9 protein-coding genes are annotated in these 13,706 nt (G+C 71.2%); 6 read left to right on the top strand and 3 right to left on the bottom strand.

Going from position 1 to position 13,706, the window contains the following annotated elements; all coding sequences use genetic code 11:
* Positions 1-11: 11 nt before the first annotated feature.
* Positions 12-1,910, bottom strand: a complete 1,899-nt coding sequence (locus tag OV208_RS03230; protein ID WP_267572318.1) for a DUF7151 family protein — start codon at positions 1,908-1,910, stop codon at positions 12-14.
* Between the two features lie 158 nt (positions 1,911-2,068).
* Here OV208_RS03230 and OV208_RS03225 point away from each other — a divergent pair, with 158 nt between their 5' ends.
* Both OV208_RS03225 and OV208_RS03220 read left to right on the top strand, forming a co-directional pair.
* Positions 2,069-2,542, top strand: a complete 474-nt coding sequence (locus OV208_RS03225; protein WP_267572317.1) for a MarR family winged helix-turn-helix transcriptional regulator — start codon at positions 2,069-2,071, stop codon at positions 2,540-2,542.
* A complete protein-coding gene (locus OV208_RS03220; protein WP_267572316.1) occupies positions 2,532-3,239 on the top strand; it encodes a VOC family protein in 708 nt (235 codons plus the stop codon). Before OV208_RS03225 ends, OV208_RS03220 begins: the two co-directional genes overlap by 11 nt.
* 8 nt (positions 3,240-3,247) lie before the next feature.
* On the opposite strand, the gene OV208_RS03215 is transcribed toward OV208_RS03220, so the two are convergent.
* Positions 3,248-4,855: a Na+/H+ antiporter gene (locus tag OV208_RS03215; protein WP_267572315.1), complete on the bottom strand. Its 1,608-nt coding sequence runs from the start codon at positions 4,853-4,855 to the stop codon at positions 3,248-3,250.
* Positions 4,856-5,106: 251 nt separating this feature from the next.
* On the opposite strand from OV208_RS03215, the gene OV208_RS03210 reads away from it, so the two are divergent.
* Both OV208_RS03210 and OV208_RS03205 read left to right on the top strand, forming a co-directional pair.
* Positions 5,107-6,009: a dimethylarginine dimethylaminohydrolase family protein gene (locus OV208_RS03210; RefSeq protein WP_267572314.1), complete on the top strand. Its 903-nt coding sequence runs from the start codon at positions 5,107-5,109 to the stop codon at positions 6,007-6,009.
* Positions 5,999-6,790 carry a hypothetical protein gene (locus OV208_RS03205; protein WP_120540967.1) on the top strand — a complete coding sequence of 264 codons (792 nt, stop codon included), beginning with the start codon at positions 5,999-6,001 and terminating at the stop codon, positions 6,788-6,790. The genes OV208_RS03210 and OV208_RS03205 overlap by 11 nt, the downstream gene beginning before the upstream one ends.
* On the opposite strand, the gene OV208_RS03200 is transcribed toward OV208_RS03205, so the two are convergent.
* Positions 6,787-7,443: an MBL fold metallo-hydrolase gene (locus tag OV208_RS03200; protein ID WP_267572313.1), complete on the bottom strand. Its 657-nt coding sequence runs from the start codon at positions 7,441-7,443 to the stop codon at positions 6,787-6,789. The genes OV208_RS03205 and OV208_RS03200 overlap by 4 nt on opposite strands.
* 129 nt (positions 7,444-7,572) lie before the next feature.
* Here OV208_RS03200 and OV208_RS03195 point away from each other — a divergent pair, with 129 nt between their 5' ends.
* Entirely contained in the window at positions 7,573-9,441 is a 1,869-nt protein-coding gene (locus OV208_RS03195; protein ID WP_267572312.1) for a lipase maturation factor family protein, read from the top strand.
* Positions 9,442-9,576: 135 nt separating this feature from the next.
* Positions 9,577-13,497, top strand: a complete 3,921-nt coding sequence (locus tag OV208_RS03190) for a protein kinase domain-containing protein (protein WP_267572311.1) — start codon at positions 9,577-9,579, stop codon at positions 13,495-13,497.
* Positions 13,498-13,706 lie beyond the last annotated feature (209 nt).

Genomic DNA, 13,706 nt, shown 5'->3' with positions numbered 1-13,706 from the left:
GCGCGCGGTGGCTACGGCGGGCAGGGCGTCTGGCTGTTGTTGCCAATGATGCTGAGCTCGGAGGGCGAACCGGAGTAGGCGCGGTCCGCCAGTTGCTGCACGCGGCAGGTGGGCAGCAGGGGGTTGTTCTCCACGGAGAACCCCTGCTCCACCGCGAGCAGCGACTCCAGGCCCAGGCCGGTGAGGCTGGGGTTGTCCGTGAGGTTGAGGAACTGGAGGTAGCGCAGCTCATTGAGCCGGGACAGCTCCTGCAGGTCCCGGTTGTAGCGGACTGACAGGCGCTCCAGCCGCATCAAGGGCCCGAAGCCGCCCAGGTCGGTGAGCATCGGGTTGCTCTCCACGGTGAGGCTGTAGATGGCTTCGATGGACTCCAGGTCCGTCACCCGTTGCAGGCGGGCGTTGTCGCGCAGCCAGAACGACTCCGACACGGTCCGCAGCGAGGACATGCCGCCCGCGGATTCCAGCGCGGCGTTGTCGCCGATGAGCACCGAGCCCGCGCGGATGAGGCGGGGGAGGAAGCCTGTCATCGTCTGGAGCTGCGCGTTCCGGGCCACGGTGATGGAGTTCGCGGAGATGAGGGTGTCGAACCCCGCCAGCGACGTCAGCGCGCCATTGGAGGAGATGTTGAGGTGTTCGACGGTGCGCAGCCCGGCCAGTCCCGCCAGGGATTCCAGCGCCGCGTTCTGGGACAGCGAGAGGCCTTCGGCGGAGGCGAGGGCGGGAAGGTCGAACGTGCGCAGCTTCGGGTTGCGCTGCACGGTGAGTCCCCCGGGGAGGCTGGTGACGTAGGGGAACGTGAACGTCTCCAGCAGGGCGTTGTCCGACACGCCCAGTTCATTCCGGGGCGTCAGCGCGCGCAGTCCGTCGAGGGAGGCGAGCTGGGGATTGCTGCTCACCAACAGGTTCCGGTCCACGGAGACCTGCGTCCCGGCCGCGTCACCGAGCGCCGCCGTGTCGAGCACCGCGTTGTCATTCAGCGAGACGTCCCGGGCGAAGCGCAGGCCGGGCAGACTGACGTGGGTGAGCCGTGGGTTGGATTCGATGTCGAGGGAGCCCTGGACGGCGGACAGCTCCGGCAGGACGAGCTGCGTCAGCGTCTCACCGGTGAAGCGCAGGTTGCCCGTGACGCGGGTGACGCCCTGGAGGGCCGCGAGGTCCGTCGCGTCCACCACCACGTAGGTGCCCTCGTAGACGCGCACGGGCTGGCACACGGTGAGGACGATGGAGGGCTCCGTGGCGGCATCCCGCTGGCCATTGCCGTTGAGGTCGCCGTAGGCGTCCACGCGGGTGCCGAGGCGCCCGCAGAGTCCTCCGGCCGGCTCGGATTGGAGCTGGAACCGGAGTCGGGTGGTGTCCACCTCGCAGAAGGGATGGGCGGCCTGGACCTCCGCGGGGTCGAGCACGCCGTTGCCGTCCACGTCCTCGCCAGCCTCCAGCACCGTCGCGATGGAGGGACAGAGGAGATGGATGGCCACCGGACGGACGCGTGTGAGCACGGTCACGGCGCGCTGACAGGTGGGGACCTCGCGGGTGACTTCCTCGTCTTCCAGCGTGCCGTTGCCATTCACGTCGAGGCCCGCCTGGGTCACCTCTCCGCCCTCCGGGCACGGGGTGCCGGGGTCGAGCTTCCGGGTTCGCACCACCACCTGCGCGGGCGTGGGGTGGAGGGTCGGTGCATCGGCGCAGGCGTATTCGGTGGCGGTGACCTCGTCGTCCCCCAGCGCTCCGTCCTCGTTCAGGTCGAGCCCCGTCTGGAGGGCCTGTCCCCCATGAGGACACGCGGCGCCCGGAGGCTCCGGGAGGATGCGCGAGCGGGCAGGGTGCTGCGGGGCGAACTCGGAGAAGTCGAGCGGAGCGCAGCCTCCCACCAGGAGGGAGAAGGCCACCCAGATGCTCCATGTCCACCGCATGCGTCACGTCTCCTGAGGGCTCGGCCCGCTCGCAACGCCGCGACGATACCGGGCCCGGTCCTTGTCATACGAGGGCAGGATTTATTTCGGGTCGTCGGCGTCCTCATCCGACGTCCGATGGGTTGACAGGGTCCTGTCGAATTGACAGGGTCCTGTCCATGTCGTCACTTCAAAAGGAAGCCGCCGCCTTCACCGACCTCATCCTGGAGGTGTTCCAGTTGAACGGACTGCTGCTCCAGGCCGGAGACCGGCTGAGCGCTCCGGCGGGACTGACGAGCGCGCGCTGGCAGGTGCTGGGCGTCATCGACCACGGGCCCGCCACGGTGGCGGCGGTGGCGCGCACCATGGGGCTTGCCCGGCAGAGCGTGCGGCAGACGGCGGATGCGCTCGTGGATGACGGCTTCGTGGCCTACGTCGACAACCCCCATCACCAGCGCGCGAAGCTGCTCTCGCTGACGACGGCGGGCCGTCGCGCCCTGCGCAAGGTGGAGGCCGCGCATGCCGCGTGGGCGAACAGGCTGGGGGCAGGCCTTGCTCCGGGACTGCTGGCCGCCGCGGTCGAAGGTGTGCGCGAAGCGCGACTGCGGCTCGAAAAGGACCTCACCCCGGAGGAGGGCGCCCGTGAAACATGACTCCTGTATTCCATTGCTCCCGTGCGTCGCCATTGAGCCGACGTTGGAGTTCTACGGCCTCCTGGGCTTCGAGGTGACGTACCAGCAGCGCAACCCGAACCCCTACGCGGCCACCCGGCGCGGCGGTGCCCACCTGCACTTCTTCGGGCTGAAGGGATTGGATCCCCAGACGGCCTTCAGCAGTTGCCTGGTCATCGTGGAGGAGGTGGAGGCGCTGCACGCGACCTTCGCGGAGGCGTTGCGAAAGGCCTACGGCCGGATTCCCCTCAAGGGCCTGCCGCGCGTGACGCGCATGAAGGAGGGGCAGACGCGCTTCACCGTCGTGGACCCGTCGGGCAACTCGGTGATGTTCATCCGGCGCGATGAGCCTTCGGGCCATGGAGAGGAGGAGGCACAGCCGGTGTCGCTCCTCGCCAAGGCGCTGAAGACGGCCCGCCGCCTGCGGGACTTCAAGAACGACGACGTCGCGGCGGCGAAGGTCCTGGATGTCGCGCTGAAGAAGGCGGAGGCCGCAACGGTGGAGGAGCGCGGTCGGGCGCTCGCGGCACGGGCCGAGCTGGCCGTGGCCCTGGGGGATGTGCCCCGCGCCCGGGAGCTGGCGCGGGACATCGATGCACTCGCGCTTCCGGCGTCAGTGCGTGAGGCGCTCCGGGCGGAGCTGGACTTCATCGCGCAGCTCGCCCGGACGCAGGAGTAGCGGGCCGCTCAGGACGCCAGCGCCTTTGGAGTGGCGTGGGCGTCCTCCATGGGGACGTGGGCCTCCGCGTCCTTGGTCTTCGCGATGCGCTCATCCAGCTCCGCGCACAGGTGTTCGAAGACCTCCTTGTTGAGCGTGCCCTTCTGGTAGGCGTCGAAGAGGGCGTCCTTCTCCACGATGAGGACACGTCGGGCGGCCTCCTGGTGCTCCTCCTCGTGGAAGCGCGTGGACTGCTGCTTGAGCGCGGCGAGCTCCTGCTCCACCGCCAGGGCCTTCTCCTGGTAGTCGCGCTCCATGGGCTCCAGCACGTCCACGGGGATTTCGCGCGAGCGGCGCATGGCCTCCAGCGACGCGATGGCGGCGTGGATGGCGCCCAGCCGGCCGCGGGCCAGCTCGTACTTCTCCTGGTAGATGTCCTTGATGCCGGTGATGCCCAGGCGCTTGAGGAGCGGAGCGACGGTGAGGCCCTGGAAGATGATGGAGAGCACCACCACGCCGAACGTCATGTTCACCAGCATCTCGCGGTGGGCGAAGTCCGCCGGAAGACCGAGCACCAGCACCATGGACACCGCGCCACGCAGGCCGCTCCAGGTGAGCACCGCGCTCCAACTCCACGGCAGCCGCTCCGACGTGAAGCGCAACAGGCCGGACACGCCATAGACGACCACCGCGCGGCCCACGAGCACCGCGACGTACGCGAGCAGGATGGGTTGCCACGACGCCAGGAGCGACGTGAGCTCCACCTCCAGACCGATGAGCAGGAACACCACCGAGTTGAGCGCGAACGCCAGGTACTCCCAGAAGCTCTCCACCGCGACGCGCGTGGTGGGGCTCATGCTCAGCCGTGCCGCCCAGTTGCCACACAGCATGCCGGCCACCACCGTCGCGATGACGCCCGAGTAGTGGAAGTGTTCGGCCACCACGAACGAACCGTAGGCCGCGATCATCGTGAGGGTGATTTCCACCATCGCGTCGTCCACGCGCTGCATGACCTGCGCGACCACGAAGCCCACCGCCGCGCCAATGACGACGCCCATGCCGGCGATCTTGATGAAGTCCCAGGTCGCCCCGCCCACGGTGAACTTCTCCCCGTTGGCCACGCTCACGACGAGCATGAACAGCACCACGGCGGTGCCGTCGTTGAGCAGGCTTTCGCCCTCCACCAGGATGGCCAGTCGCTTGGGCGCACCCAGCGCCTTGAACAGGCCCACCACCGCGATGGGGTCCGTGGACACGATGAGCGACGCGAACACCATCGCGTGGATGAGGCCGAAGCCCTCCAGGTAGTTCATCCCCTTCATCGCCGGTGACAGCAGCAGCGCCGTGAGTCCCATGGACGCCACCACGCCGGGAATCGCCAGCGAGGTGATGGTCAGCTTGTTCTTCCAGAACTTGCGGAAGTCGACGTGGAAGGCCGCCTCGAACAGCAGGCCCGGCAGCAACACCGCGAACAGCAATTCCTTCGTCAGGTGCGGCGGTTCGAAGATGTGCACCACGCCCAGGCCGAGGCCCGCCAGCACCAGCGCCACCGTGTACGGAAACTTGAAGTAGCGCGCCGCGATCGCCACCGCGGTCGCGATGGAGAAGAGCAGCACGAAGGCCGATTCAAAGTGCATGAAGCCCCAACCCGTTGGTGCTCAAAAAGCGCGCAGACTACCTCGCGCACTGGGAGCGTGAGGAGCCCCCACGGGTGAAAAACGAGAGGGCGGCCGAGCGGGCCCCGGGGTGGTCCGCACCCTGGACGCGAGACGGGGACGGTGGCTGCGTCCGGTGCACTGTGGAGCGTTGGACGGCCGGGCGTCGGGCGGCCGGACGTCGCGAGGGGGATGCGTTGTGACGCTCCCGTCCGACGGCTAGAAGCCAGAGGATGATGGACCTCTTCCTGATGTCTCCTCCGGGGCGGAGCTGGGCCCTGCGCGGCCGCGCGAACTTCCGCAGCCGGGAGGCCGCGCCCGCGGACGCACGTGGCGCGAGGCGGGAATGGCTGACGCTGGCGCGGCACATCGAGGCGCGCGGAGGCACGGTGGTGGCGCTGCCTTCGCCCTCGGATGTGCTGACGGGCATGCCCTACTCGGCCGAGTGCGGTCAGGTGGTGGCCCGCGAGGGGCAGGCTCCGCTGTTCCTCCTGCCCCGGATGATGAGCGTGCACCGCTTCGCGGAACGCGACCACTGGGCGCCGCTGGCCCGACGCATGGGCATGGAGGTGGTGGAGCCGGGCCCGGGCGTCTGGGAGGCGCACGGGGACGTGGCGACGTTCGACGGCGTGACGCTGCTGTTCTGGGGCGGTCGCACCACGTGGGAGGGATTGGAGGACGCGGCGCGACACTTCCCCGGCGAGGTGCTGCGCTTGCAGGTGCGCGAGCCCGCGTTCCACGGGAACATGGCGGTGCTGCCGCTGCCCGCGGTGGACCGGTTGCTGGTGTGTCCGGACGTGATGGCGCCGGAGTCGGTGGCGCTCCTGGAGCAGCGCTTCGGCGCGAACCGGCTGGTGCGGGTGACGGAAGCGGACATCCGCCGCTATGCGACCAACGGGCTGCCGCTGGGCAGGGATCTGCTCGCGCCCACGGTGATGCCTCCGCACGTGGTGGACCTGGTGCAGGGGTTGGGCATGCGCGTGGTGCCCATGCCGATGCCGGAGTTGACGGAGAAGGGCGGCGGCTCGTCGCGGTGTCTGGTGTCGCGCGCGTCGGTGGACGCGGGCCGCATCCAGCTTCCCGCTGAGTACCGGTTGGACGCCGTGGCGAAGGACATCGAAGCCGATGGCGGGTGAACTCGCGCCGCTGGCACAGGCCTTCTTCGCGGCGAACCCGGAGCTGTCGTTGCAGGCGCTGGGCTCCGGCGTGCACGTGCCATCGCTGGACCTGGCACCCGCCGGCATCCCGGTGACGCACCTGCTGGCGGAGCACAACGCGGAGCTGGCGCGGCAGTACCTCACGCTCAACCAGCTCGCCTTCGGTGGCATCGGCGTGCCGCGCTGGGTGCTGTCGGATTTGTACCTGCTGCCCGGCGCCATCGGGCTGCTGCGCTGTCCGGCGAGGCTGTTGAAGGCGCCCGCGCGCGAGCGGTTGCTGCTGGCGGACGAGGAGCTGGCCATCGGCGCGGCCTGCTACGTGGCGCCGTCGCTGACGCCGGGCCTGTTCGTGGGCGTGTCGCTGTTCAGCTTCCTGCCGGGGCGGGGCGCGTCGTCCTGGGTGAAGACGCTCACGCTGGGCATGGTGCGAGCGAAGCGGCTGCGCGGTGTCACCCAGTGGGACAACCCGGCGGTGCGTGTGCACACGCGACTGGGGCCCATGCGACTGGTGGGACGGGTCCCTGGCGGACACGACTACGACGAGCGCACCTTCGTCTATGAGACCGACCTCGGCGACGAGGCTCGCGTCGCCCAGGCGATGTCGCGCGGCGAGGAGCAGGCTCCCGCCACGCGCATCCCCGTCACGGACCTGGCGGCGCTGGGCTCACTGCTGGACCGCGCGGAAGCGGGGGCCCGGTTGGAGCTCGTGCCTCCCGGCCAGGACGCGGGCCACGTGCTGGTGCGCGAGCTGCACGGTTAGGCGGGGGCTGGGGCGCTCGGGAATTCGTCGTCCTGTTCCAGGGCCTTGCGCAGGGCGCTGGCGCCGTCCTTGATGATGGGCGCGCCGTGCGCGAAGCAGACGGTTTCGATGGGCAGGTGGTCCAGGATGCGCTGGATGCTGGAGCGGGTGCGCAGGGGTTCGTCCTGGTATTCGCCGGGGACGAACTTCGGCGTGCCTCGCCCTTCGCGCGACAGCAGGTCGGAGATGAAGATGACCGCGTGCGGGCTCTTCTGCATCCAGAGCGTGTACATGGCCTCGGTGGGGCCGGGCGTCTGGAAGGTGTTGAGGCCGCCGGGCAGCGTGTGGCCGGCCACGTATTCGAAATCTGGCTTCTCCTCCAGGCCCTGCGCGCCTTCCGGAGCCCAGACGGGGATGCCGAACGCCTTGCGCATGCGCCACGCGGAGCGCTGGTGGTTGCCCGCGGTGATGACGATGGCTTCGAGGTCGCCCAGCTTGCGCAGGGCCTTCTCGTCGATGGGCAACGGGTCGATGAGGGTGACGGTGCCGTCCTCATCCACCACCGCGTACGCGTCGCTGCGAATGCCGCCGAGCCGGTCATCCTCGACCGTCCAGTGATGCACTCCCGGGACGACCTCATCCGTCTTCTTCGCCTGGGCCTTGGGCTCGCTCATGCGGACAAAGGTAGGCACCGATGACGGGATGACACGGGCGCCCGCCCCGCTGCTCGCCAGCCCTTCCAGCGGGCCCCTTCGCATCTTCCACGCCGCACGCACCTTTGATGGGTGGCGATGGAGGACGCGATGCGACCGCTCGTGCTGTTCGATGGGGACTGTGGCTTCTGCAAGCGTTGGGTGGAGCGCTGGCGCGGTGACACGCAAGGGCGCGTGCGCTTCGTTCGCGCGAGCGGGTGGCTGCGACTGCTGCTGGGCATTCCGAAGTCAGACATGCGGCGCGCCATGCAGCTCGTGGAACCCTCGGGGCGTCGCTCGTCCGGGGCGGAGGCGGTCTTCCGGATGCTCGCCTGGTCGCCTCACCTGGGCACGCGCTTCGCCGCGCGGCTGGGGTTGCTGCCCGGCATCAAGCAGGGGGCGGGCGCGGTGTATTCGGTCATCGCGCGCAACCGGCGTCGCGCGTCGCGCCTGGACACGTGGCTGTTCAGTCGGGTGACGGAGCCCGCCAGTCACCGGCTGGTGCGCTGGGCCTTCCTGCGCTTGTTGGGGGGAACCTTCCTCATCGCCTTCACGTCGCTGGGCCGTCAGGTGCTGGGGCTCTATGGCGAGAAGGGCATCCGTCCCATCCGCGAGGTGGCGGACTCGGAGCGTTGGGCCGCGCAGGGCAAGTGGCGGCGGCCGTCGGTGTTCTGGCTCGACGCGTCCGACGCCGCGCTGGTGCGAGGGTGTCGCGTGGGGCAGGCGCTGTCGCTGGCGCTCATCCTCGACGTGGCCCCGGCGCTGAGCGCGAAGGCGCTGTGGGCGCTGTACCTGTCCTATGTGTCCCTGGGGCGTGAGTTCCTGTCGTTCCAGTGGGACGTGTTGCTGTTGGAGATGGGGGCGATGGGCGCGCTCACCGCGCCGGTTGGCCTGAGGCCCGGGCCAGGCCAGCGGGACGTGTCCGCGCTGGAGGTGTTCCTCTTCCGGATGCTCGTGTTCCGGCTCTACTTCGGCTCGGGGGTGAGCAAGTTCCACTCGGGGGACCGGACGTGGCGCGAGCTGAGCGCGTGCGACGTGTACTTCGAGACCGCGCCCCTGCCCACGCGGGGCGGCTGGGCCGCGCACCAGCTTCCACGGCGGGTGCGCCACGCGGGCACCGCGGGGGTGTTGGCGGTGGAGACGGCGGTGCCCTTCCTCGCCTTCGGGCCCCGGCGCGTGCGGCAGGTCGCCTTCGGCGCCTTCGCGGCGTTGCAGGCGGCCATCGTCGGCACGGGCAACTACGGCTTCTTCAACTTCCAATCGCTGGCCCTGGGGCTGTGGCTGCTGGACGACGCGGCCCTGCGGCGCGTGCTCCCCGAACGCCTGTGGCGGGATGCCGGGCCCGCGCGGCGGCCGTCGGTGTTGAGCACGGCGCTGTCCATCGTGGCGGCGGTGCCGTTCCTGGCGCTGGGCACCACGGAGCTGCTGCGCCGGATGGGGTGGTGGCCGCGCGGACCGGCGCGCGTGGTGGAGGCGGTGGGCTGGCTGGAGGACCGCGCGCATCCGCTGCACTCGGTGAACTCCTATGGCCTGTTCGCGATGATGACGGTGGACCGTCCGGAGATCACCGTGGAGGGCTCGGACGACGGCGAGCACTGGGTGGCGTATCCCTTCCGTTACAAGGTCTCGGCGGTGGACCGGCCGCCGCGTCAGGTGGCGCCCCATCAGCCCCGGCTGGACTGGCAGATGTGGTTCGCCGCGCTGGGCGGGCCGCCTTCGTGGTTCCTGGCCCTGCTGGAGCGGCTGTTGGAGGGCTCGCCCGAGGTCCTGGGGCTGTTCGAGGCCAATCCCTTTCCGGACCATCCGCCCCGCATGGTGCGCGCGGTGCTCCACGACTACCGGATGACCTCCCGTGAGGAGCGCCAGCGCACCGGGGCCTGGTGGAAGCGGGAGCGGCGGGGGCTGTATGTGTCACCCCTGACCCTCACGCCCCTCACGACGCGTACGGTAGGAGGACCCCGACTGTCCTGGCATGTCTAGGAATGGCGCCCGGTGCGCGATGGGCCCACACGTGAACTGGCACCCTGCGTGGGGTGGGCAATCCCAATCGTGCATCGGGGGTGGGGGTGGGGCTGGCGGGGGATGGGGGCGGATAGGTACGGTGGGCGTGGAACCATGTCCGCGTCCGCAGCTTCCCCGTCGTCCCTCATCTTTGGCAGGTACGCGGTCCTCCGCCGCCTGGCCGTGGGGGGCATGGGGGAGATCTTCCTCGCGCGACAGGTGGGTGTGAGTGGTTTCGAGCGCCCCGTCATCCTCAAGAGCCTGCTGCCGGACCTGCTGGAGCATGAGGGTTCGGTGGAGATGTTCCTCGACGAGGCCCGGGTCGCGGCGCACCTGAACCACCCCAACGTCGTCTCGCTGTACGAGGTCGGCGCGTGGCAGGGCACGTTCTACATCGCCATGGAGTACATCGAAGGCGAGAACCTGGGCCGGCTGGCGCGCGCGGCGCAGCGGGCGGCCTCGCCGCTGCCCCACCGGGTGTGCGCGCAGTTGATCCGCGACGCGGCGCTGGGCCTGGACCATGCGCACCACGCGCGTGACAGCCAGGGCGCGTCGCTGGAGCTGGTGCACCGGGACATCAGCCCGCAGAACATCATGGTGCGGCTGGACGGCGTGACGAAGGTGGTGGACTTCGGCGTGGCCAAGGCGACCATCCGCGCCAGCCGCACGCGCACCGGCGTGCTCAAGGGCAAGCTGCGGTACATGTCGCCCGAACAGGTGCGCAACGAGCCCGTCGCTGGCAGCAGCGACCAGTTCGCGCTGGGCGTGGTGCTGTGGGAGTTGTGCACGCGCCGGCCGTTCATCGACACGGACAACCCCGCGGAGGCGATGCGCAGGATTGCATTGGCGGCGGTGCCCCGGCCCTCGCAGTTCGTGGAGGGGCTGTCGCCGCTGTTGGAGCAGATCATCCTGCGCATGCTCCACCGCGTGCCCACGCAGCGCTTCGCGCGGTGTGGCGACGTGGCGAAGGCGCTCCAGGCCTACCTGGACGAAGTGCCGGAGTTGGAGGGCGAGGGAGTCTCCGCGGTGGTGACGCGGCTGGTGGGCGAGTCGGTGCTCGCGCGGCTGCGCGACACGGGCAGCGGCGAAACGGTGCTGCCCCAGGGCCGTGAGCCCTCCAGCGTGTCATGTCCGCGCTGTGGCCAGTCCACCAGCGCGAACAACCGCTTCTGCCCCGCGTGTGGCAATGCGCTCACCACGCCCCCGGCGGGTGCGCCCGCGCCGAACCTGGCGTCGATGCCGGTGCTGCGCGAGCCGCCCATGCACCTGGGGGATGAGGATGCCCCGGACGCGCCCACCGCCAAGGCCCCCGCGGCCCGGCGGGGTGGGGATGGCGCGGTGCACGAGCCGCCCACCGACCCGACGATGGAGGTGCCCGCGCCGTTGGTGGCCGCGCTGTCCGAGCCGCCCTCGCTCGGTGCGGAGGACGACGCGCCCCCGGCGCTGGGAGACGAAGCGCCGGGCCCCACGGTGAAGATGCGCGCGCTGGATGCGCAGGCGCTGATGCGGCGGCTCACGCTGCTCACGGTGGCGGGCGACGCGTCGGACGCGGTCCGCCTGCGCGAGATGGTGAAGGCGCTGGCGACGCGCCATCAGGTGGAGGCGGTGTCCCTGGCGGAGGCGCGCTGGTGCCTGCCGTTCGGGCTGCCGCAGCCGCGCCAGGACGACGCGACGCGGGCGCTGCGCTGCGCGGAGGACCTGGGGCTCGCCGGGGTGACGGTGCGGCGGGGCCTGGAGTCCGGCGTGGTGCGCGTGAGCTCCAGCGTGGACGCGGCGGGCCCGAGGCTGGCGGGGATGGGGTTGGAGCGGGCGCTCGCGCTGACGGACGCGGCGGCGGCGGGGGAATTGCTCGTGGGGGCCTCGGTGAAGGCGCTGCTGTTGGAAGCGGGTGGGGTGCGCTTCGGCCCGGCGCGCGAGCTGCCCGGCGGCACGGCGTGGCGGGTGGAGGTGGGGCCTCCGGCGGTCCGCGTGGAGTCCCTGGTGGGGCGCGATGAGGCGCTGGCCGAGGCGCGGGCGGTGGTGGATTCGGCGCGCAAGGGCGAGGGTGGCGCGCGGCTCTTCGTGGGCCCCACGGGCGTGGGCCGCAGCCGCTTCCTGGAGGCGGTGGAGGAGCTGGCCGTGGGCGCCACGCCGCTGCGGGTGGTGCACGCCTGGGGCGGAGACCCCCGGTCCGCGGGCGCGCTGGGCCTGGTGCGTACGGTGTTCGTCGCGCTGTCCCGCGCCGCGACGGGGACGGACGTGTCGGGCCCGCCGCTGTCGGGGCTGGGGCTTTCCGAAGCGGAGGCCCAGGCGCTCTGGCGGAGGCTCGCGCGAGGCGCGCCGATGGGCGGACACCTGTCGGCGGGGGACGGAGCGGTGGTGGAGGCGCTGCGGCGCGTGGCGCAGCCGGCGGGCCTGTTGCTGCTGGTGGACGACGTGCATCGCGTGGACGGTGCGTCGTTGGAGTTGCTCGCCGGGGTGCTGGCGACGAAGGACACGCGCGTGGCGCTGGTGGGCACGGGCGACGTGGACGCGGTGCCCACGGCCCTGGCGTCGTTGCCGGTGACGGTGCTGGAGGGCCTGTCGTCCTCGGAGCTGAACGCGCTGCTGACCGCGAGCCTGGGAACGTCCCTGTCGCCGTCGCTGGAGCGCGCGGTGGGGGACCGGGTGCGAGGCAATCCCGCGCATGCGCTGGCCCTGGTGCGGCTGCTCGTCGCGGTGGGCGTGTTGCAGCGCACGGAGGAGGGGTTCCAGGCCAACGGGCCGCTGTCCGCCGCGTCCCTGCCGCAGGACCTGGGCCAGGTGCTGGGCGCGCGGCTGGAGCTGCTGCCTTCCGCGTCGCTGCGCTTCCTGCAGCGCGCCGCGGTGGAGGGTTCGCTCTTCTGCGCGGAGCTGGTGCGGGCGTCGCTGCCGAGCGCGGAGGGCGCGGAGGTGCTCGACGACGCCGAGTGGGTGGTGCCGGTGCCCCGGCAGCCCGGCAGCTTCCGCTTCACGCGGGAGGAGGCTCGGCAGGTGCTGCGCGAGCGCCTGTCACCCATGCAGCTGCGGAACGCCCACGAGGAGCTGGCGGAGACGCTGGAGCGCGAGGCGTTCGCCAGCGAGCCGGCCCGCGAGGTGCGGGTGGCGGATCACCTGCTCGGGGCGGATGCCCCCGGTGCGCAGGCCGCGTGCGAGCGGGCGGGAGACTGGTTCGCGGCGCGGGGCGAGTGGCGCGCGGCGGTGGAGTTCTACCGCTGGGCCCTGGGCCGTGCGCCTGGAGCGACAGCGGCGGTGGTTCGCTGGCAGTTGGGCGTGCTCGCGAGCGCGGCGCGGTGTCTCACGCAGGTGGACCCGGCGTCCGTGGACGGGCTGGTGACGCCGTGGCTGGACCGCGTGTCGGTGATGCAGACGCCGGGCACGTGGGCGGAGGCCGCAAGGCGCCTGGCCGTCGCGGAGCTGAAGCTGGGACGCATCGCGGACGCGGAGGTGCGCTTGAGCATGGCGCAGGGCCCGGCGAGCGCGGATCCGGAGGTGGAGGCCCTGGTGTTGGGAGAGCTGGCGCGGGTGCGCGAGGCCAAGGGCGAGACGACGGCCGCGGTGGAGTTGCTGGCGCGGGCCTTCCAGCGCATGGGGAACCGGACCGCGCGGGCGCCGGACTTCTACTGGGAGCACTACCTGTTGCTGGGCCGGTTGCAGCAGCGGCTGGGGCAACTCGACCGGGCGCGGGTGGCCTTCACGCGCGCGGCGGAGCAGGCGCGGTCGGTGGCGAGCGCGGTGGGACAGGCGCGGGCCCTGTCGCAGCTCGCGGGCCTGCGGGTGCTCGCGGGGGAGCCGGCGCAGGCGCTGTCGGAGCTGGAGCGCGCGCTGGTGCTGGCCGACCAGGGCGGGGATGCGCAGGAGGTGGCTCGCATCCACTTCAACGCCGGCAGGTTGCTGGTGGCGGGAGGGCGGGTGCCGGAGGCGCGCGAGCGGCTGGAGCAGGCCCGGGAGCGTGCCCGGGTGGCGGGTTGGCGGGAGGGTGAAGCCCTGGCCGCGCAGGTGCTGGGGACGATGGAAGGCCGGACCCCGCGCCGCTGATGTGCGAAAAAGATGTCAGCAGGCGTGCAGGCATGCTGACTTCGACAGGGAGGGGCGTGGTTTTCCCGCCCGTCGCGCGGTGGGTCGATAGACTCCGGTGTCTTCCCTTCCGCCCTTTTCGCCTGCCATCGTGAATACGTTGCGTCTTTCTTCCCGTTCCCTATGGGGTCTCGTCGCGCTGGGTGTCCTCGGTGCATGTGGCCCGTCTC

It is taken from the genome of Corallococcus sp. bb12-1, from assembly GCF_026626765.1.
Classification (GTDB): Bacteria; Myxococcota; Myxococcia; order Myxococcales; family Myxococcaceae; genus Corallococcus; species Corallococcus terminator.
Note: the sequence above shows the minus strand (reverse complement) of the source record. Positions and strands in the feature narration are given on the sequence as shown.